Origin of the sequence: Clostridium aestuarii, assembly GCF_026735135.1 — a bacterium.
GTDB lineage: Bacteria > Bacillota > Clostridia > Clostridiales > Clostridiaceae > Clostridium_H > Clostridium_H aestuarii.
Window position 1 is genome coordinate 592,515 of the sequence record NZ_JAPQER010000002.1, and the last position, 20,322, is coordinate 612,836.

The 20,322-nt window shown below is 27.7% G+C and carries 16 protein-coding genes; 2 read left to right on the plus strand and 14 right to left on the minus strand.

What is annotated here, in order from left to right; all coding sequences use genetic code 11:
- Position 1: 1 nt before the first annotated feature.
- Genes OW763_RS07045 through OW763_RS07060 form a run of 4 tightly spaced genes read right to left on the minus strand, consistent with a single transcriptional unit; the run spans position 2 to position 6,716 of the window.
- Positions 2-2,320 carry a DUF5682 family protein gene (locus OW763_RS07045; RefSeq protein WP_268040381.1) on the minus strand — a complete coding sequence of 773 codons (2,319 nt, stop codon included), beginning with the start codon at positions 2,318-2,320 and terminating at the stop codon, positions 2-4.
- A complete protein-coding gene (locus OW763_RS07050) occupies positions 2,320-3,411 on the minus strand; it encodes an ATP-binding protein (RefSeq protein ID WP_268040382.1) in 1,092 nt (363 codons plus the stop codon). The genes OW763_RS07045 and OW763_RS07050 overlap by 1 nt, the downstream gene beginning before the upstream one ends.
- Positions 3,412-3,442: 31 nt before the next feature.
- Positions 3,443-5,299 carry a HEAT repeat domain-containing protein gene (locus OW763_RS07055; RefSeq protein ID WP_268040383.1) on the minus strand — a complete coding sequence of 619 codons (1,857 nt, stop codon included), beginning with the start codon at positions 5,297-5,299 and terminating at the stop codon, positions 3,443-3,445.
- A gap of 13 nt (positions 5,300-5,312) precedes the next feature.
- Positions 5,313-6,716, minus strand: coding sequence for an SWIM zinc finger family protein (locus OW763_RS07060; RefSeq protein WP_268040384.1), 1,404 nt, complete (start codon positions 6,714-6,716; stop codon positions 5,313-5,315).
- 456 nt (positions 6,717-7,172) lie between these two features.
- Between OW763_RS07060 and OW763_RS07065 the strand changes: the two genes are divergently transcribed.
- Positions 7,173-8,129, plus strand: a complete 957-nt coding sequence (locus OW763_RS07065; protein WP_268040385.1) for a DUF2167 domain-containing protein — start codon at positions 7,173-7,175, stop codon at positions 8,127-8,129.
- A 154-nt stretch (positions 8,130-8,283) separates the two neighbouring features.
- On the opposite strand, the gene OW763_RS07070 is transcribed toward OW763_RS07065, so the two are convergent.
- The 6 genes from OW763_RS07070 to mnmA form a co-directional block, all read right to left on the minus strand.
- Positions 8,284-8,742: a chemotaxis protein CheX gene (locus tag OW763_RS07070; protein ID WP_268040386.1), complete on the minus strand. Its 459-nt coding sequence runs from the start codon at positions 8,740-8,742 to the stop codon at positions 8,284-8,286.
- The gene (locus tag OW763_RS07075) at positions 8,742-9,596 is read right to left on the minus strand and encodes a response regulator (RefSeq protein WP_268040387.1); all 855 of its coding nucleotides are present in this window, start codon (positions 9,594-9,596) and stop codon (positions 8,742-8,744) included. The genes OW763_RS07070 and OW763_RS07075 overlap by 1 nt, the downstream gene beginning before the upstream one ends.
- Before the next feature lie 159 nt (positions 9,597-9,755).
- Positions 9,756-11,072, minus strand: coding sequence for a TolB family protein (locus OW763_RS07080; protein ID WP_268040388.1), 1,317 nt, complete (start codon positions 11,070-11,072; stop codon positions 9,756-9,758).
- A 64-nt stretch (positions 11,073-11,136) separates the two neighbouring features.
- Positions 11,137-12,651: a sensor histidine kinase gene (locus OW763_RS07085; RefSeq protein ID WP_268040389.1), complete on the minus strand. Its 1,515-nt coding sequence runs from the start codon at positions 12,649-12,651 to the stop codon at positions 11,137-11,139.
- 19 nt (positions 12,652-12,670) lie between these two features.
- Positions 12,671-13,360 carry a response regulator transcription factor gene (locus OW763_RS07090; RefSeq protein ID WP_268040390.1) on the minus strand — a complete coding sequence of 230 codons (690 nt, stop codon included), beginning with the start codon at positions 13,358-13,360 and terminating at the stop codon, positions 12,671-12,673.
- 139 nt (positions 13,361-13,499) lie between these two features.
- Positions 13,500-14,585 carry a tRNA 2-thiouridine(34) synthase MnmA gene (gene mnmA / locus OW763_RS07095; protein ID WP_268040391.1) on the minus strand — a complete coding sequence of 362 codons (1,086 nt, stop codon included), beginning with the start codon at positions 14,583-14,585 and terminating at the stop codon, positions 13,500-13,502.
- A gap of 216 nt (positions 14,586-14,801) precedes the next feature.
- On the opposite strand from mnmA, the gene OW763_RS07100 reads away from it, so the two are divergent.
- Positions 14,802-16,169 carry a YjiH family protein gene (locus OW763_RS07100; protein ID WP_268040392.1) on the plus strand — a complete coding sequence of 456 codons (1,368 nt, stop codon included), beginning with the start codon at positions 14,802-14,804 and terminating at the stop codon, positions 16,167-16,169.
- Between the two features lie 146 nt (positions 16,170-16,315).
- On the opposite strand, the gene OW763_RS07105 is transcribed toward OW763_RS07100, so the two are convergent.
- Genes OW763_RS07105 through OW763_RS07120 form a run of 4 tightly spaced genes read right to left on the minus strand, consistent with a single transcriptional unit; the run spans position 16,316 to position 20,264 of the window.
- Positions 16,316-17,452 (minus strand): DHHW family protein, encoded by a 1,137-nt coding sequence (locus OW763_RS07105; RefSeq protein ID WP_268040393.1) that lies wholly within the window; start codon positions 17,450-17,452, stop codon positions 16,316-16,318.
- 38 nt (positions 17,453-17,490) lie between these two features.
- Positions 17,491-18,894, minus strand: a complete 1,404-nt coding sequence (locus OW763_RS07110; protein ID WP_268040394.1) for an MBOAT family O-acyltransferase — start codon at positions 18,892-18,894, stop codon at positions 17,491-17,493.
- 44 nt (positions 18,895-18,938) lie between these two features.
- Positions 18,939-19,439 carry a DUF4358 domain-containing protein gene (locus OW763_RS07115; protein ID WP_268040395.1) on the minus strand — a complete coding sequence of 167 codons (501 nt, stop codon included), beginning with the start codon at positions 19,437-19,439 and terminating at the stop codon, positions 18,939-18,941.
- Positions 19,440-19,469: 30 nt separating this feature from the next.
- Entirely contained in the window at positions 19,470-20,264 is a 795-nt protein-coding gene (locus OW763_RS07120; protein ID WP_268040396.1) for a GDSL-type esterase/lipase family protein, read from the minus strand.
- Positions 20,265-20,322: the final 58 nt, after the last annotated feature.

Sequence of the window (20,322 nt, forward strand, 5' to 3'; positions counted from 1 at the left end):
ATTATATATCTCCAAAATCAAAATCATCTAAATCCTCAAAAGCTTCCTCATCTATCTCATCTAAAGATTTCAGAATTTCTTCTTCTGATTCATCATTATTTGTGTTCCACATCTCTCCTAAATTTTCACTGATACTTCGCTTATGATCAGAACTAAATTCACTAAAGGTTCTTCTTAAAAATACCAGTGCTTTAGTAAATTCCTCATCATCTAATGAATTTATATATTCATCTAATTTTTGTAAAATTACAATTTTCGAAACAAGAGTATAATGATTTCTTGCAGCTAACCCTTCAAACCAACCTGCACCTAAATCTACCTCTACACCTGGACATAGTCTACGAGAAATTTCCTGTGATAATTTTTCTTCTGATATCTCATTTTTCTCAAGCAAAATTCCTGCAGCGTATCCTGAAAGTTTAGGATTTCTATCATCTCTATCTGAAAGTTCTATGAGCTTTTCTTTCCAAATTTCATAATTTAATTTAATAATATTATCTGAAACTATTAAATTTATCTGTGATATTGATGCAATAATTTCCTTTGCTCTATCATCATTGCAATTACATGAATCTATCATCAAAAGATTTAATTTTAAAAACAATTGCTCTACTATTTCTATTAAATTATCAGTATTAATTTTTCTTAAACTTCCAAAATTAATAACCTGATAAATATTTCTAAGTGCCTTAGTAATTTCAACAAAATCACTTGCATCTGCAGATAATCCTTGAACTATCCTTCTTCCATTATCAACAGCTTTTTCCATTCCACATTTACAAGCTACTAAAACAAGTTCCGAAGCTTCCGAAATATCTTCGCAAGTTTTAAGAATTTCATCTAATTTAAATGCAGTGGCAAGTTCTATACTATTTCCAAGCAGAACAGCTTCCACTAGCTGAATCTCTGATTCTGGAGTCCATCTTAAAACCCATTCTTCTTTCCAAGTTGCCTTATCTTGAGAAGTATTCTTGGGTGTAGCAAAGTCTATATTTAAAAGCTTAAGCTTATTAAAAAATTCCGCTCTTCTCAAATCCAAAAAGGCTAAATTCTCAGATTTAACTCTTCTATTTTCTCTAATATCTAAAACTAAATCCTGTGCAACTGTGCTTTTATACTTTTCAAGCTTTAGTTTTTTCAATTTTCTATAAAAATCATCTTGTATAGGAGTTTGACTTATACCTTCCTCAATATGTCCAATTTCTATTCCAATTTCAGTTCTTACCATAGCTTCAGCAACTACTGACTTTTTGCCCTGACCTAAACATGTACTGCTAGCATCTTGAAGATCTATAAGTGTTGGTATTTTACTTCCATGCAAATATGCTAAAGACTTTGCAAGTCTAACCCCTTCTATTACTTCTGCTGGTGATCTATATGTACCTTTATCTCTTAAATATTTTACTAAATTCGTAACATACATTGCTGGGAGTTTTTCCAAATCATTTTCAGTTAAACATTCCCACATTAACTTATAATAAAAAGGTGCTTTATTACCTGCACCATATCCAGCTTGACTAGATAATCTATAATAGGAATACGGCATTAAGGTAATATTTGTTTTAGTTTTAGGCAACGCTTTTATTTCATCATCACTCATAGGACTTAAATCCATATTCAATGCGGAAGCATGATATGCACCAGTTACAACAACTATTTTTTCTGGTTTATGACCAGCCTCTATAACATCTTTAATTTGCCTTCTCATAAAAGCTTCCCTAACTAGGTTTCTAGCATATTCTTTTCTGTCATGTACAGCCTCACTTTCTTCTGTAAGCTGTCTCATATGCACACAAAATTCATAAATCATATTTCTATAGGAATCTAAATCTAAATTATGCTCAAAATTTCTTTCCCAATATGTTTCATAATTTGGTTCATCGGAAAGCTCTGCAATTCTTTCATATAAAGAATTTCTGTTATATATGTAAGCTGCATCTATTTTCTTTTTTATAATATTCTCATCATGCTCTACTTCAACTTCTTCATCTACAGTATTTAACATCAAAGATATATCAGATGGAAGATCAATAAATGCTGAATAGGCATTATTTTTGTTTGCCCAAACTAAAGCTTGATATTCTGGAGAATAGGATGCTATAGGATATAATATAGTCTTCACAGGTATACTATCTGTATATGCTAATATTGCTAATGGAGCTTTATTTTTAGGATTAACAATTGAAGAAATATGTTCATTGGCATCACATAAACCTTCAATTAATACTGCTGTAGGTTTTATTCTTTCTAAGAATTCTATCAAATGATATGAACTACTAGGTGAAAGATGACGTACTCCAAAAACATTTACATTATTCATTATCCATTTAACTCCTTACATGCCTTGTATAAATCCTTCCACTCTGAGCCTCTTTTTCTCATTACATTCTCTAAATATTCCTTCCAAACTATTTGATCTTTTGATTCATCTTTAACTACTGCACCCTGCAATCCTGCTGCAATATCAACATCTTGAATCTCTCCATTTCCAAAGCTTCCCGCAAGAGCCATACTGTTTGTTAAAAGTGAAATAGCTTCGGCTGTGGATATTACACCACTAGGACTCTTAAGCTTCATAGTCTTATCAAAAGTAGTTCCCTCTCTAAGCTCTCTAAATACTGTTACTATTTTAGCTATAGAATCTTCTGTTGGAAGCTGTGCTTGTAAATCAAGACTTGTTGAAATCTCTTTAACTCTTTTTCTTACAATTTCAATTTCAGTTTCTATCTTTTTAGGTGTAGGTAACACAATAATATTAAAACGTCTTTTAAGTGCTGAAGACATATCATTTACACCTTTATCTCTTGTATTTGCTGTTGCTATTATGGCAAATCCTTTTTTAGCATAAATCTCTTTATCTAACTCTGGAATAGATATATTCTTTTCAGAAAGAATAGAAATCAATGCATCCTGAACCTCTGATGCACATCTTGAAATTTCTTCAACTCTTGCAATTTGTCCATTTTCCATTGCTCTAAATACAGGTGTTTTAACTAATGCCTCTTCTGTTGGTCCATTTGCAAGTAGCATTGCATAATTCCAAGAATATCTAATCTGTTCCTCAGTAGTACCTGCTGTTCCTTGAACAACCTTAGAAGAATCTCCATGTATTGCTGCTGTTAAATTTTCTGATAACCATGACTTTGCGGTTCCAGGCTCTCCAATTAAAAGAAGTGATCTATCTGTCAACAATGTGGCAATTGCAATTTCAACTAATCTTTGATTCCCTATGTATTTAGGAGTAATTTGAGTTCTACCTACCTTACCTCCTAAAATAAAAGTTCTAACAGATTTAGGTGACATCTGCCATCCTTCTGGAATGACTTCTGTTTCTGCCTTGATTAAAGCTTTGATTTCTTTTTCGTATAGTTTTTCTACTGATAAACGCATTATCTTATCATTTTTTTTCATAGTCATCAACTCCTAATCTTTTGTCTGATTATTAATTTTTCTCTAAACGTGTTAAAACTCTTTCTATGTTTTTAATTCCCCTCTCTAAATATGCATTATCAACTGAAGTATCCATATTTTTTAACTCCAATATATATTTTTGTATCTCATCTATATAGCTTGAAGGAAGATAAGGTATAAGCAATAATATTTTATCAAATTTTAAATTATCCCCAATTGTCGCTTTTACATATTTTAAAATCACTTCATAAGCTTCCTCATATCCTATTTTTACCATCCCAGTAAGTATACCCATTAAATCATCCGAAAACTCTCCAAAATTTTCTCGATTATATTTATTCAATTTCTCATATTTTTTCATACTATTAACCATAAACTCTACTGTACTAGTATCATTTTCATTCAATGTATATGAAAGCATATAATATATCTTGTATTTTTTAAATATATCTATCCATCGTTTATCAAAATCTTTATAGACAGGCTGAAGCACATTTTCTATATCCCCTTGCGTTAAATTTCTATACCAAATGTCTCTACCTACTTTCCAATTTGTTGGATCACATCCTAAGTATTCTGAAAATATACGCATTGTTTTATTTACCATCTCTTTTTTGATTCTTCTATTTATAAAATACGGACTATATATTTCATATATTTCCTCTTGAGTTCTACTTTTTAGAGAGATTTTAAAAACTAAATCAAAATCACTATAATTTTGGTTCTCTTTTTTACTCTCAATTATATCTCTATCTTTCTCTGAAAAATCTTCATATTCTGCTATACACTTAACTACACAACTTTGAAATGTTGTATAATAGTATCCTTTAATTTCCCAATTATCTATTTTATCATCTTCTAAACATTTAACTAAAAATTCAAATACTTCTTTACTTTTATGCTCTTTTATTTCATATAGAATATCAACAATTTTTTGGATTCCCTTTTCACTCTGCTTTTTAGTAAGCTTTTCATAAGAGTCTTTTAATCCTACAAGTAAAATATCTGTATAATTTTCTTCATTAGAACATTCTATAGCTGATAGAACAATATCATAATCCGTTTTTTTAATAGCTTTTTCTAATTCTTTTCTTACTTCATGTGAATTTATTTTTACAAGACCGCAATAAGCTGCCTTCCTAACATCTTTACTTTTTGATTTCACCTGCTCTAATAAAATATTTTCTGTATCATTTAAGTTACCTAAAATATTCACAGCTTCAACTTTAATATCTTTAGAACTATCTTCTAATAAATCGATGCAGAATTCTCTTATATCTTCTCCAAGAATTTGTGCAATAAGACTTAGTCTAAATGCATCACCTTTTTTACCTTGTCTATCAAAACTTTCTTGTAAAAGGGGAAGAAACTCAGAATTGTTCACATCCTTCAGCTTATCATAAATCAGCTGACCTATTTCACCGTATTTATCATCTAATCCCTTTATAAGTAACGGAATTAATCTAAAATCTGAAATTACCTCCTCTTTAACTGCTTCCTCAATAACATTATAACGACCCCCACCTGTAGTAGTTAATGCTCTTGCTACTGGCAAGATAATATGACTTGATACATTTGCATTCATATCACCAGAAGTTCCCTCAATTACTTGAATTTCTCCTTCAATATCAGTTTCAGCTTGCGTAGATAATATAGCATTAACTAGGTTTAAAAGAGATATTAAATTATCTTCACTTTCATGATGTTTTGAATTTAATAAAGTATTAATTCTCTCTGCAACCATTCTAAAGGGCTTTATTTTTTGTCCTAGCTTTTCAAATTTGGGCAATAATTTTTGGAATTTAATATTATCTATGCCAAGGTTACTTCCAGCCATCCCAAGTTCAATACATTCCTTTTGTAATTCTATTAATAATTCTTTACTCACAGCAACCTACCTCCTAATAAGTCAATCTAACTATTTTTTCTTTACTAATTATGCTAAGTGGATAAGCTTCTATTCTTCTTGCCTCTGTATCATAAATAATTTTTACTAAAATAGCTTTATTTGTCATATAATCAGCATTAAGCAAAGATAATAGGCTACAATCGGCTTGATTATAATCTTGTTTCAAAACTAATCTTTTTCCATCTTCATCTTCTATTACCCACTTACCATTTACTTTACCAATTTTAGAATAATACAACAAAACACTAGGAAGAACATTATTAAGTGGACTTTTAATATAATTTTTAACCCTTTTTATAACTTGAGTATATGATTTTTCTGCATAATTAAAAGCTTTTTCATAATCAGTAGTACCAGCTTCTTTAACAATCATTTCTTCCCATCTAATTCTTGTATTTGAATCTCCAGGATATATGTATAGAGTAGGAATTTCTAATAAAGCTATTACTGGATATTCACCTTTCATATCTGACTTTCTTTTTATAGGACGATAATTATATGTATTTTGAATTTCTCCAGTATTCAAATTCAAAAAGATTCCTTCGTCTACATTTTCTCCTCTAGCATCATCTTCCCAAGAATTAAAAGAAAGCTGAATCAAATTAATATCTTTTTTAAATTGACCTAATTCCTCTAGTTCTGTAAGCTTCCAAGCATGTCCTAATAATTCTTCTATATTAGAATCAACAGCAAGATTCAGCTCTTCATCTTCTAGTCTATTTATCAAATGTTTCTTTCCCTCTTTTATAAGAGCTTTTAAATAAATTATTTGCTGCATAATACTTTCATTGCTTTTCTTTCCAGCTTTAAGCATTAATATCAATCTCTTGAGTTCTGATTGAACACCTGATATGTAGTAATTTCCTAACTCTTTTACTTGGGAATCTAATTCCTTTATGTCTTCCTTAGTAATAGCTGCAAAACCCTGTTTTAAAATACTTTTAACTACCTTATCTAAAAGTTCAATTCCTTCTAATTGAGCATTTATTTTCTTCTTTAATGCTGTTTTATTTTTCTTTTTAGGTGTTTTCTTTTTTTCAGCTTTGGTTTTTTCTTTTTTTTCTTTCTTTTCTCTTTTTTCTAAAATATCTTCTGGAATATCTTCTATTGCAAATTCTTTCCCCGCTGCATAAGCATACATAAGTCCTAAGGTATGCTTACACGGAAATTGTTTGCTTGGACAATTACACCTAAACACTGGATTACTCATATCAAGGAAATCAGCAGAACATAAATAATTTTTCTTTCCACTTCCTGTGCATTCTCCAAAAATTATTGACTCATCCTGTGATTTATTAAGTTTAACGAAACCTGTATTTCCTAATTCTCTTCCCTTTTTTATAGCATTTGCATTAGTTGCAAGAGAATCTATATATTCTTTATTAAGATTTATCATTATCTTAACTTCCTTTCATTACATATTTTATAAAATTCGCTACATTCATTATAGTTATGACATATTTTTCTACATAATACCATTAGAACATATGTTTGTCAAAAATGAAAAGCATATATGAAAAATATTTTTGTTCACTAAATATTTAAATTTCCTTTTCATTAACTTTATTTTAATTTTATCAACAAATTTTATTTTAGTTAAAACATTTAATGCTTAACGATTTTCAATAATTGCAACTTTCGTCTCATGTATAATCTATAATTTAATTTAATTTAAATTTAAATTAAATTTATTATTAAGAAATATTGACCCTTTATACATAATTATGTTAAAATATACAAGCTAATTGTTATTTTTACAAAAATATCATATTATAAAAAATATCATATTTTTATAGTTAAAAATTTCTTAGCATTATTTTAAACTTAATATATTAAATTTGGAGGTAACTTTATGTACAAAAAATTATCATATTTCTTATTAACTTTAATTTCAGTTCTATTTATTTCTCAACTTGCATATGCGGATGAGAATACTAAAATAAATATTAATTGGATTGTTGGTCCTGCTACTGTTGATGTAGGCGATAACTTAGCAGAATTAAATTTGTCTAGTGAGTATGTCTTTGCTAATGATAAAGATACTAAAACACTAATGAAGCAAATGGATAATTCTATTAGTGGAATAGAACAAGGAATAGTTCTTTCAAGTGATCCAGAACAAGATTGGTATGTTTTATTTGAATACGACCCTATAGGATATGTTAGCGATAATGATGCAACAAAAATAAATGCAGATAAATTATTATCATCTATAAAAAAAGGAACAGAAGAAGATAATAAAAGAAGATTAACACAAGGTACTCCTACCTTAAATATACTTGGTTGGGATGAAAAACCACATTATGATTCCAAAACTCACAACTTAGTTTGGTCCATTTTAGCTTCCTCTCAAGGAGAAAAGATAGTGAATTATAATGTAAGAATTCTTGGTAGAAAAGGAGTAACTTTAGTTACTTTAGTTGCAGATAAAGGGAAGATGGACAAGGTTAAACCTCATTTACAAAACATAATTAGCAGCTACTCTTATAAAAAAGGAAGTAGGTATACCGATTATGTAAAAGGCGAAGACAAAGTTTCTAAAGTTAGCTTAGTAACATTAATTGCAGGTGGTGTAGCAGCATCAAAACTAGGATTATTAGCAAAAATACTACTTATATTTAAAAAAATATGGATATTAATCATACTAGGTATAGGTGGACTTTTCAAGAAAATACTAGGTATATTTAAAAAGAAACCTGCTGGTATAAAAAGCAATACTCCTTATGTAGAAATTAATACCTTAAATGATTCTAATTTAGAAGCATCTAATGAAATTTCCGCAACATCAGATAACATAAAAAATGAATAATTTACATAAATAATTTTTCATCATAAACAAATAACAGTATCAAAATATTCCATTTTAAAAAGGAAGTAGATAGATTTGTATAAAAGCAAATCTGTCCACCTCCTATATACTTTGTGTGTTTCCATTCATTTAAATGCTATTAAAAATTTATATATTATGTAAAAGCGATATTAATTTCAATAGGTATATCATCAACAATAACCTCAACATACAAGATTTTATCTGTATTCATTTTTACTTGAAAATCTTCTCCATACATCAATGCTGGAGTTGAAATATTTGTATTTATTCCAATATTAGAAAAATTGATACTAGCATTGGCAGTTAACATATTTGTAAGCTCTGATATAGCACTTTGAGCCATATCATCCAACTCATTAACAGGCATTCCCATCATCATTTTGGAAGCAATTTTCTTTGCACTTTCTACACTTATGCCATATATAACATTCCCCTTCACATCACCTACAACACCCAAATTTATCATTACACCTATACTTTTAATATTTTTATTTCTTACAATAATTTCTTTTTTCTTTATATCATTAAATCCTATTTGAGGCATTATATTAAAAAAAGCCTCAATAAAAGGATTTACTATTTTTACATCCATTATTCTTCACCTCTTTTAAATCCTACATTCAAATACATTTCTCCAAATTGTGTTTTTGCTGCTACTGAAATTGTATCCAGCGTAGTTTTTGATATATTTAATGATTTTCCATGAAATATTGTAGGTGGTGCTACACGCAATCCCAAAACTTTGTTTTTACGATTTAATATTGAACAAGCATTTCCTGCAACTATATTTGCAAACTCTCCACTCATAGCTAAACATTCTTTTATATCTTTCACTTCCCTTTTTAACGCAACCGTTGCCATCTTCTTAGCAGTTTCATAAGACAAATCAAATATCATTCTTCCAGAATATTTACCTATAATTCCCACCACTACAGAAATTCCTCTAGATTTTTCAGTATTATTTAATCTAACTTCTCCAGCATAAGATGGTGTTGTTTTTGTAAGCTTATTAAGGTTATTGGAGAAACTTTCTTTAAATACATCAAAGTATATTTTTTCTAGCTCATCAAATAATTCTTCACCAGCCATTACACTTTTTATTACAGTATTAATTTCTTCTGGATCTACTGGTTTTTGAACATAACCTGAAGCTTTATTTTCTTTAGCCTTTTTAACTATTTCATCATCCATCATAGAACTTACAATTACTACTTTAATATTTCCATCTATTTCATGGATTGCTCTTGTGCATTCTAAACCATCGGTTCCCGGAATGGTCATATCCATGGTTACCAGATCAGGTTTTTTATCCTTAACCACTTCAATAGTTTCTTCCAGAGAACTAGCTTGCCCAATAACCTCAAATCCTTTTTCCTCCAGAATATCTTGAAGAATACTTATTGAAAAAAGAGAATCATCAACAATAACAATTCTTGTGTTTCTCATAATCTACACCCCTTATGTTTTAAATTTCTGTATTATTTGTTTTATCGTTTGAATTTGCAAATAATTTAGCTATTTCTCATTTTTCAGATTTTAAAATCAAAAACTGGCATGTAGATTATTTACCTCAATTCATCTCACATACCAGTTATTTGTTAAAATTTATTTAAAAGTAATCATATTAATAATATTTCTATCAGATATATTAAAATCATTTTTATTATATTCACTATTTTGTTCAAAGAATATTATTTTCTTGCTATTACTACTCCACTGTATCATATTAGCAACTATTCCACCTAAATCTATATCTTTACATAAACTTATTCTATTTATTAATTTATTGCCACTTATTTTTGCACCATATAAATTCCAAAATCTTTTATTACCTTTTTTTCGTGAAATTGTATAAATCACTTTAGCTTTATCTGGTGAAAGCCAATATGAAAATGCAACTCCTTTTTCTGGAGAAGCAATTAACTTATGAAATCTTTTACTTTCTATATCATAAATAAATATCCCATCTTCTTCATTTAATCTACCTTCAAATATTATCTTTTTTTCTCCATCAATTAAATTATAATCATCATATATACGATTTTTATTTCTTCTAGAACCTTTTTTATTATTAAAATATGGCAAAAGCATTACCGGTTCTACTTTTTCAGTATCAATATTTACTTTAAATATACCCTGTATTCTAATACTCACATTATCTTCTTTTGATTGCTCACCTAAAAAATATATTTTCTTTCCATCTTCACTGTAAAAATTCATACAATATACAAATACTTTATCATCTATGTGAATCTTTTTTATGATATTATTTTTCACATCATATACATATAAATTATTAGATGACTCATTTGACCCAAAAGCTACTCTATTTATAATAAAATTTCCATCCTGTGACCATACACCACACATTTCTCTGTTATAATAACTTTTACTTGTATCGTTCTTGATATCATAAATATATTGTTTTTTATTAAATGTATATTCAAATTTCGTTTTATCTGGTGAAAATCCTGCTGTAACGTCTTCAGCATCTACAATGTCTTTTCCATTCTTCAAAGGAATCTTTTTTAAAGTCTCTAAATCAAATTTATATAACTTACCATGGATATCATTATAAGCTTCATCGTTTTCCTCATCACTCATCTCGGTACGCTTTTTATCTTTGTATTTTTTTTCAAATTCTTCCTTACCAAGTCCTATTCCAACAATAGCTTGATTTTTTTCATTAAATCCAAATATATCATGCAATCCACTTATATCTGCTATTTTTCTTCTTTGAACTATTTGTAGCGGCTTATCATCAGATATATTTAATTCAGATGCGTCTTCACAAACAACTACAGTTTTATCTGACGCCACTAACGTTTTAGTATTAAAAATCCATGTTATGCTAATACACCCTACAGCTAAAATTACCGGTATACCAATTTTTAATGCAAATATTTTTTTACTTTTATTCATATTCAATTCCTCCTCAATATTTTCTTTCACTGTAATTATTGTACAAAATAGTTATTACTGTAATTTAAACAGATGTTGCCATTTTGTAAACAATTAGAGGAATTTTTATATAAACTTTTGTACCTATATTTTCTTTACTAACTATATTTATTTCGCCTCTGTGTTTTTCAACAATACTTTTGACAATAGACAATCCCAATCCATTGCTTCCTTTTTCTCTTGAACTTACTTTATCTACCCTATAGAAAGGTTTGAATATCTTATCCAATTTGTCTGTAGATATTCCATGCCCCTTATCTTCAACAATCATATTGCAGTAATTTTTATCCTTAAACATCTTAACTTTAATTGAAGATTTTATATCACCATATTTAATTGAATTATCTATTAAATTAATCATCATCCTTCTTAATTCATTTTCATTTCCTAAAACAAACACGTCTTTATCTATATGTTTATCTATTAAAATATCGTATTTATCTGCCCTTATCCTCATATCTTCACAGGTTAAATATATAACTTCAGATACGTTAATCTTCTTCATTTGATCTGAGCTTACTTTAGATTCAACTTTTGATATTTCTAGTAATTCCAATACCATATTATGCATTCTATCACTTTCATTTTTTATTTTGACAACAGCTTTTTTAAAAAACTCTTTATCTTTAAAATCCTTTTGGAGGATAATTTGTGAATACCCAGATATAATAGTAAGTGGTGTTTTCATTTCATGTGTTACATTGTCAAAAAAAGCTTTTCTATGTTTTTGAATTGTTTTTAAGTTATCTCTATCTCTTTTTATTGTTTCAATTTGTTTCTTAATTTGATTTTTCATTTTATTGAAATTGCTAGTAAGTTCTCCTGTTTCATCTCTTGAATTTACAATTATATCAGCATCAAAATTTCCTTTAGCAACTTCCTTTGAAATTCTACTTAATTTTATTATTGGTACTGTTATTTTAGTAGCTAATAAAATTGAAAATATAAAAATCAATCCAAATACTAATGATATAGATATATTAATTACTCTTAATAAATTTTCACTTGAATTAAATAATTCTGTATAATCTCTGTTACACCTAACTATACCTAATTTCACATCATCAATAAAAATAGGGCATGAAAAAATAACCATATATTTATTATCAATAGGCACTATTGTATACGCTGATTTATTATTAACAGCTAATTTTAAGTCTTTATTATATTTTTTATGTTCATTTATATTATTTACCTCTTCATAAATAGGTATTTTACCATTTTCACAAGCAGAATCAGATAAAAATCCACCTTTTCCTGAATAAACAACCACCCTGTCATCAATTTTCACTGCTAATACTGCTGCAATATCCTGTGCATTTTTTTCAAATTCATTTTCATCTAATGCTATTTGTTTTAATTTTAAATACTGATTTAAATATATTGTTAAATCCTTTTGAAATCTTAAAAATTCTTTGCTTATTATTTTTTCATTATTTTTAACAATTATTTTATTTATAAAAAAACTTATAGAAATAAAACTTATACAAAAAATAACTAAAAACCCTATAACAAATTTATATCTTATAGACAACTTCATTTAGTTACCATTCCTCTCGTTACAGCATCTTATATCCAACTCCAAAAACTGTTTCTATTATTGAGCTTTCTTTAATATCATCTAGCTTTTTCCTTACTCTTTGTATATGAACATCTACAGTACGACTATCACCTTCAAAATCAAATCCCCATACCTTTTCCAGAAGTTCATTCCTTGAAAATACTCTTTTTTTATTTTCTGCTAATATTAATAAAAGATTATACTCCTTTGGTTTTAACTTTATCATCCTATCATTTTTAAAAATTTCATGCCTGTCCTTAAATATTTTTATATTGTTTTTTAGATCAATAGTATTTTCTTCTTCAAAATTAATTTGCTTAAGCTGTTCTATTCTTCTTAAGCTTACTTTTATTCTGGCAATCACCTCTCTTATATCAAAAGGCTTGGTAATATAGTCATCTGCTCCAAGTTCTAATCCCAATACCTTGTCCACTATATCATTTTTAGCAGTAAGCATTATTATAGGGATTTTATATTCAATAGATATTTTTTTACATATATCAAACCCACTTATATCTGGAAGCATCAAATCCAGTATAATTAAATCAATCTTCTCATGCTTTACTAATTTCAAACCATCAGCTCCATTAGAAGCTTCCTTTACTGAATATCCTTCATTTTTTAATGAGTATAAAAGTATATCTCTAATAGAGTCATCATCTTCAACTATAAGTATTGAATTATGCATAAAACTCATCCTTTCTTTCAAATAAAATACTTTTACTTAATTAACATAGTTTATCATTTATATTATATATTATATTTGTTGCCAAATTGTATCTAAAAAGTAAAGGCATCCACATATTTGTAGATACCTTTTAAAGAATTCACTTTATCACTGATTCAATTGTAGCTCCACCTATAACTTCATTACCATGATAAAACACCACTGCTTGTCCTGGAGCAACTGCTCGTTCACTTTTGTGAAACATAACTTTAATCTTTCCATGTCCTAAATTTGAAATAGCAACAGGTAAAAATAATCCCCACTGACATATTTGTGCTTTTGCTTTAACCTCTTCTTTTAATTCATGATAAATCGTAAAGTTTGCATTCTTAGCAATTAATCCTCTTGAATACGTATGTTCATCATTTCCAAGTATAACTTGATTTTTTTCAATATCTATGTCTACTACATACATTGGCTTTCCAAAATCTTTTCCTAAACCTCTACGCTGTCCAATAGTATAGCTTACTATTCCTATATGCTCACCTAAAATTTTTCCGCTTATATCTACAAAATCACCTTTTATAGAAGCTATTTTAGATACAGATTTCAAATATGATATATGATCCCCATCTGGAACAAAACATATATCAGTACTATCTGTTTTTTCTCCAATCTTAGGATCAACCTTAGTAGCAATTTCTCTTACTTCTTCTTTTGAATGATAATTTCCAAGAGGTAATATTAAGTGTTTTAATTGTTCTTGTCTTAAAAAATAAAGTAAATATGCCTGATCCTTTCGCTCTGCCCTTCCCCTATAAATCCTGTATCTATTTAATTTATCATCGTAATGAATATTAGCATAATGCCCTGTAGCAACATAATATGCCTCCAAGCTTTGAGCAATTTCTATAAGCTTACCATATTTTATTATCTTATTACATGTCAAACACGGATTCGGAGTCCTTCCTTTTAAGTATTCTTCTACAAATTCTTTTTTAACAGTTGATTCAAACATCTGGCAATATTCTACAACATAATGAGGAATATTAAGTATTTTTGCAACCCGCTTAGCATCTTTAACAAACTGAGGCTCAATTATACTACCTTTTTTATCATATTCATAAAAAAGAATCATAGTAACTCCTACAACCTCATATCCCTGCTTTTTAAGAAGATACGCTGCAGCAGTACTATCAACTCCTCCACTTAAACCAACAACTACTTTATTTTTATTAAGTATCATTTAATCACCTTTTCCATATACCATTTAAGTAAATCACATAATTAAAAATTTCAAAAACAAACATATTATATCACACAGATAAATCACTTTCATTATTTGATTTAAAAATTATATACTCTCTTCATTTTTAATTTTAACCATCTTGATAAACTTATATTTATACATTATAATGAATGTTGCTGTATAAATATTTACAATACACAAAGGAGATTAAAAATGAGTGAACTAAAAGAAAAAATAAATATTAAACCTTCCTCAAAAAATTTATTTCAATTTTTAATACCTTCACTATTAGGTATTTTGTTTTTTATGACTCCTATTTTACATAATGGGAAAATCACTATACCTATTGCACTACTTTCAAATCTTGTACTAAATAACCTTTCAAACATTCTACCACAAATCATGACAATTATTATATGTACTACTTTTTTAGGTACAATAGTAACTAAAATATTAAAACCTAAAAATGTTTTAAATAATAATTTCTTAAACACATTGTTTAATGTATCACCACTATGGTTTTATGCTAGAATTATTGGGACTATATTTGTAATTTCTACATTTTTCAAGGTAGGACCGAACTGGATATGGTCAGAAAAAACAGGTGGTCTTTTATTAAATGACCTTCTTCCAGTTTTATTTTCTGTATTTCTTTTTGCAGGAATGCTTTTACCACTGTTATTAAACTTTGGCTTGTTAGAATTTTTTGGAGCTATACTTACAAAAATCATGCGTCCTATTTTTACTTTGCCTGGACGTTCTTCTATAGATTGTATTGCATCATGGCTTGGTGATGGAACAATCGGTGTACTGCTTACAAGCAAACAATACGAAGAAGGCTATTATACAAAAAGAGAAGCAGCAGTTATTGGTACAACCTTTTCTGCGGTTTCAATAACCTTCAGTCTTGTAGTTATTTCTCAAGTAAATCTTGGACATCTTTTTATTCCTTTTTATTTAACTGTTACTTTATCAGGATTAGTAGCAGCTATAATACTTCCACGTATTCCACCACTTTCAAGAAAGCCTGACACATGTTTTAATAATATGAAAAAAGGGAATTCAGAAATAATTCCTAAAAACTATACTCCCTTTAAATGGGGAATAGAAAAAGCAGTAGAAAAAGCTAGTAAAAACACTAGCTTAAGTGATTTTATAAAACAAGGAATCAAAAATATACTTGATATGTGGCTTGGAGTAGCACCTGTAGTTATGGCAATGGGAACCCTTGCTCTTATTTTAGCTGAATACACTCCTATATTCAAATGGATGGGACTACCTTTTATTCCTATATTAAAGCTTCTACAAATACCAGAAGCCAAAGAAGCATCTCAAACACTTATTGTAGGCTTTGCAGATATGTTTCTTCCATCAGTTATTGGTGCTACAATTAAAAGTGAATTGACACGCTTCATAATAGCATGTGTTTCAGTTACCCAACTTATTTATATGTCTGAAGTGGGCGGATTGTTATTAGGATCAAAAATACCTGTTTCTTTAAAGGATTTAATTATAATATTCATTCAGCGTACACTTATTACTTTACCTATAGTTACATTAATGGCTCATATAATATTCTAATTTTATCAAATAAAAAAGGTAACAAACGAGATTATTCTATATCTCTTTGTTACCTTTTTAGTTACTTGTAGAAATTGACTAATTAAAATTTTCAAGTGCAAAATATAAGTTTGAAATCATGAAACTTCCTCAATCATATAATTTTCTCACTTGTAAATATTATTAATTGATGCATCTTTACAGAAAAAATTAACGTTATAAAGAATTAACATATCATTTATTTCATTAGACTTTATTAGTATACTTAAATCATCAGTATAATATCTAAGATCCACAACATAAATCTCACTATAATATCCAGTTAAAAATGGAATGAAACAGTTAGCATATGAGTCTTTAACTACTACTAATTTTTTTTTATTATTAACATTAGTTTTTATTTTTATCAATGAATGATTTCCACCTGAAAATACAGTATATTTATCCTTTTTATTAATGTTATCCATATTATAAAAAGAATTTGAAATCTCATTTTTATCATAATACTTTACATTATATTCTTCATCCACCTTGGGTATATATAATTGAATGCTGTCAGGATTTATTTGTCTAAACCCACTTTTTGAATATAGTGAACCATAAAAACTATTTGTAATATTTTTAACTTCATAATCTTCTTCATCATGAGGTATAAATCCCATTTCTTCAATAAGCTTTGTATAAGTATAATATGCACCTTTAGTTGTCCAGTGATGATCTGTTTTGTAGAAAATATACTCATCTTTTTTTGAGTACAAAGTGCTATATACATCAACAAATTTTATATTGTTACTAAGAGTTTTTTTTACTTTATCAATGTAAACTAGCTGATTTTCATCATCAGCATAAACAGGAAGCTTATCCTTTAATATACTTACAGAATTAGGTACCAACATAAAATATTTATTAAGATTAGGTGTTGAAGCCGCAAAAGAATTTATTGAACTTATATTTTTTTTAACTCTCTTAATATCTGGAGTAAATTTTTCTATTAAGAAGCCATCTTTGCCTAAATAAACTCCATTATTCTCTTTTTTACCAATAGATCTTTCAGACTCTGACTTAACCCCTATCCAAAAATCCCTAAAAGCAAATTGATCAGAAATATATTTTTCATAGTTTGAAGTAAACTTACCATTAATAAGATGTTTTAAAGAAAACCTTGGTGTTTGTTCAAGCATCCTATTCTCTAATTCTGAAAATGTTTTATCTGGAAGTATTATATTGAAAACCGCTATACTTCCAATATATAGTACAAGAAGTATTCCTATAATGTATCTACTTATATTGTCGTATTTATTCAAAGTTTACACCTCTTTTAACTCTAATTGATACATATATTTTAAAATTTAAAATATAAAAAAGGATTATAAGTTTCATTTACTAAATAAGCAGTAACAACAAATATTAACAGCATATATGACACCGGAATGGCTATAGAACCCACCATTTTTAATTTTTTTCTAACGTTTAATACAATATATTTAGTTATTGGCGTTGAGCAAATTATAAGTACTATAAACAGTATTGCATTGGTATGAAAATAATATAAAGCTTTATTATTAAATAATAAGTGTTGTCCAAACCCAAACATAACTTTAATAAAGGCAATACATTTAGTTATATCTTCAAATTCAAACAAAACCCATCCAATAATAACTACAAGCATCGTATATATATGACCTGCCATAGGTTTATTCTTAAGCCACTTTAATAGAAATATTTTTTCTATAGTTACAAATACTCCAAAATACAATCCCCAAAAAATAAAATTCCAATTTGATCCATGCCATAATCCTGTTAAAAGCCATACTAAAAGTAGGTTTCTATACTGCTTTAATCTTCCTTTTTTATTTCCACCAAGAGGAATATATAAATATTCTCTAAACCAAGCTCCAAGTGAAATATGCCATCTGTGCCAAAATTCTGTTACACTTTTAGATATATACGGATAATTAAAGTTTCTTATAAGATTGAATCCAAACATTTTCCCAAGGCCTAATGCCATATCCGAATATCCACTAAAATCAAAATATATTTGAAAAGTAAATGCAATTATTCCAAGCCATGCTGACAGTATTGAAATCTCCCCAATTGGAGTAGCTTTTACATTATCCCATAAAAGTCCTATATTATTCGCCAAAAGTACTTTTTTAGCTAGTCCTATTATAAATAACTCTGCTCCCTCTCCAAACATAGCTAAACTTTCTTTTCTTTTATTTAGTTGTTTATCTATATCCCCATATTTAACTATTGGTCCTGCAACAAGCTGAGGAAACATAGTTACATATGTACCAAAAGATATGATTTTTTTTTGCACAGACACCTTTCCAATATACAAATCAATTACATAAGACATAGTCTGAAAAGTATAAAAAGATATTCCTATTGGAAGCGGTAAGTTTGGTGTATCTATATTTACATGCATAAGGCTGTTTATATTATATATTATAAAATTATAATATTTGAAAAAGCAGAGTATTCCTAAATTTACAACCATAGAGTTTATAAAAACTAACCGTGCAATTCTTCTTCTTTCCCTAAATTTATGAATAAGCAGTCCATTTGTATAATCAAAAACAGTTGAAAATATCATTATAAATATGTATATTGGTTCACCCCATGCATAAAACACAAGACTTGCTATAAGCAGTATAAAGTTCCTAAAATTTTTAGGAACTATATAATATGTAATAATAGTTAATGGTAAAAATACAAAAATAAATATAAGACTGCTGAAAACCAATTCTAGTCCACCTCCACTAAGAAAGTATTATCCTTTAATGTCATTTATTTAAAAGCTTCATCAAATATATCTTCTATTTTTTCTGCATCTTTTGATACAGTAAGAAGAATATAATTACCATTATCTTTTAATACATGCTTTTCTATTAAATAATATTCTTCTGGAAGATAATCTTTAAAATTTGAACCCTGCTGTTCAATTCTTTTAGATATTTTTTCTTTAATATCATCAATTTTATCAGAATCCTTAACCTTCATTATTATCAATTCATCAGCTTTTATATTTGATGGAGGAGTATAAAAAACAAATTCTTCTAAATCTTCAGGATTAATATCATATAATTTCTGAAGCTTTTCACCATCGCCTTCTCTCATTTCTGATACATCAATAGTTTGTTTTACTTTTTCATTTATATCTTTAACTGATACATTTTCATCCGCTGAATTCTTAGAATTTGAGCACCCTGCTAAAAAACTTACAGTAGAAATAAGTAAAATGATAGTAATAAAAATATTTTTGTTTGTTGCTTTTAAGATTTTTGTCATTTTTAAATCTCCTTTTCTTTTTAATTTGCTTTATATATTATTTTTTAAATAATTTAACCATAATTTATAAAATTGGTATTTAACGTGTACCCCATCTGGCTCATACAAATTTTTATCAGTATTTTTTAATATTGATGTTAAATCAATAAAATTTATATTTTCCTCTTTAGTCATGTTTTTAATAGCTTCATTAAATTTATTTATACGTAAATTATTAAGTAGTGGTTTTTTCTCTTTAACTTTTTCAGAAACTGGAAGAATAGACTGAATATAAACTTTTGAATCTGGCAACTTTTGCTTAATACTATGTATTAATTCTTTATATTTATCTACAAAATAATTAACACTTATATCATCTTCTAAATCATTAGCTCCAAGTAATATAAAAATATTCTTAGGATTTTTTTCCACTAGTTTATCAATTTTTGTATGTGCTTTTGAAAGTAAAATTCCTATAATACCAACAACATTAGATTCATCTAAAATTTCATAAAAAGATAAACTATCTGTAATTGAATCTCCAAAAAACACTGAATCTTTAAAGAACACCTTATCATCAATTTTCTTGTTACTAATATCTTTAGAACTATTTTTCATTTTTCTAATATCCTCTTTTTTATCTTTAGAAATACTTACGATATTTTTAGGAATATTTTCTACTTTATTACTGTTACATTTTGATTGTATGGTAAATGCTGAGATTTCTTTTACTATTATTGGCATAACTATAATTAAAATAATCGTTGTTAATACTGTAACAAATCTTTTTCTATTTTTAACTTTTATACATCTTCTACGTCTTTTTTTTCTTGTTACTCTTTTCATAACCTTTCTCCTTTGCTTTCTTAATAATATCAAAATTTCTATTTACACTAGCTATTAA

Coding starts and splice junctions, on each gene's coding strand:
- OW763_RS07085 (WP_268040389.1), bottom strand. CDS start 12,651: ATGAAGTTGTCTATAAGATATAAATTTGTTATAGGGTTTTTAGTTATT.
- OW763_RS07070 (WP_268040386.1), bottom strand. CDS start 8,742: ATGGATGTAAAAATAGTAAATCCTTTTATTGAGGCTTTTTTTAATATA.
- OW763_RS07090 (WP_268040390.1), bottom strand. CDS start 13,360: ATGCATAATTCAATACTTATAGTTGAAGATGATGACTCTATTAGAGAT.
- mnmA (WP_268040391.1), bottom strand. CDS start 14,585: ATGATACTTAATAAAAATAAAGTAGTTGTTGGTTTAAGTGGAGGAGTT.
- OW763_RS07115 (WP_268040395.1), bottom strand. CDS start 19,439: ATGACAAAAATCTTAAAAGCAACAAACAAAAATATTTTTATTACTATC.
- OW763_RS07080 (WP_268040388.1), bottom strand. CDS start 11,072: ATGAATAAAAGTAAAAAAATATTTGCATTAAAAATTGGTATACCGGTA.
- OW763_RS07065 (WP_268040385.1), top strand. CDS start 7,173: ATGTACAAAAAATTATCATATTTCTTATTAACTTTAATTTCAGTTCTA.
- OW763_RS07060 (WP_268040384.1), bottom strand. CDS start 6,716: ATGATAAATCTTAATAAAGAATATATAGATTCTCTTGCAACTAATGCA.
- OW763_RS07120 (WP_268040396.1), bottom strand. CDS start 20,264: ATGAAAAGAGTAACAAGAAAAAAAAGACGTAGAAGATGTATAAAAGTT.
- OW763_RS07050 (WP_268040382.1), bottom strand. CDS start 3,411: ATGAAAAAAAATGATAAGATAATGCGTTTATCAGTAGAAAAACTATAC.
- OW763_RS07075 (WP_268040387.1), bottom strand. CDS start 9,596: ATGAGAAACACAAGAATTGTTATTGTTGATGATTCTCTTTTTTCAATA.
- OW763_RS07100 (WP_268040392.1), top strand. CDS start 14,802: ATGAGTGAACTAAAAGAAAAAATAAATATTAAACCTTCCTCAAAAAAT.
- OW763_RS07045 (WP_268040381.1), bottom strand. CDS start 2,320: ATGAATAATGTAAATGTTTTTGGAGTACGTCATCTTTCACCTAGTAGT.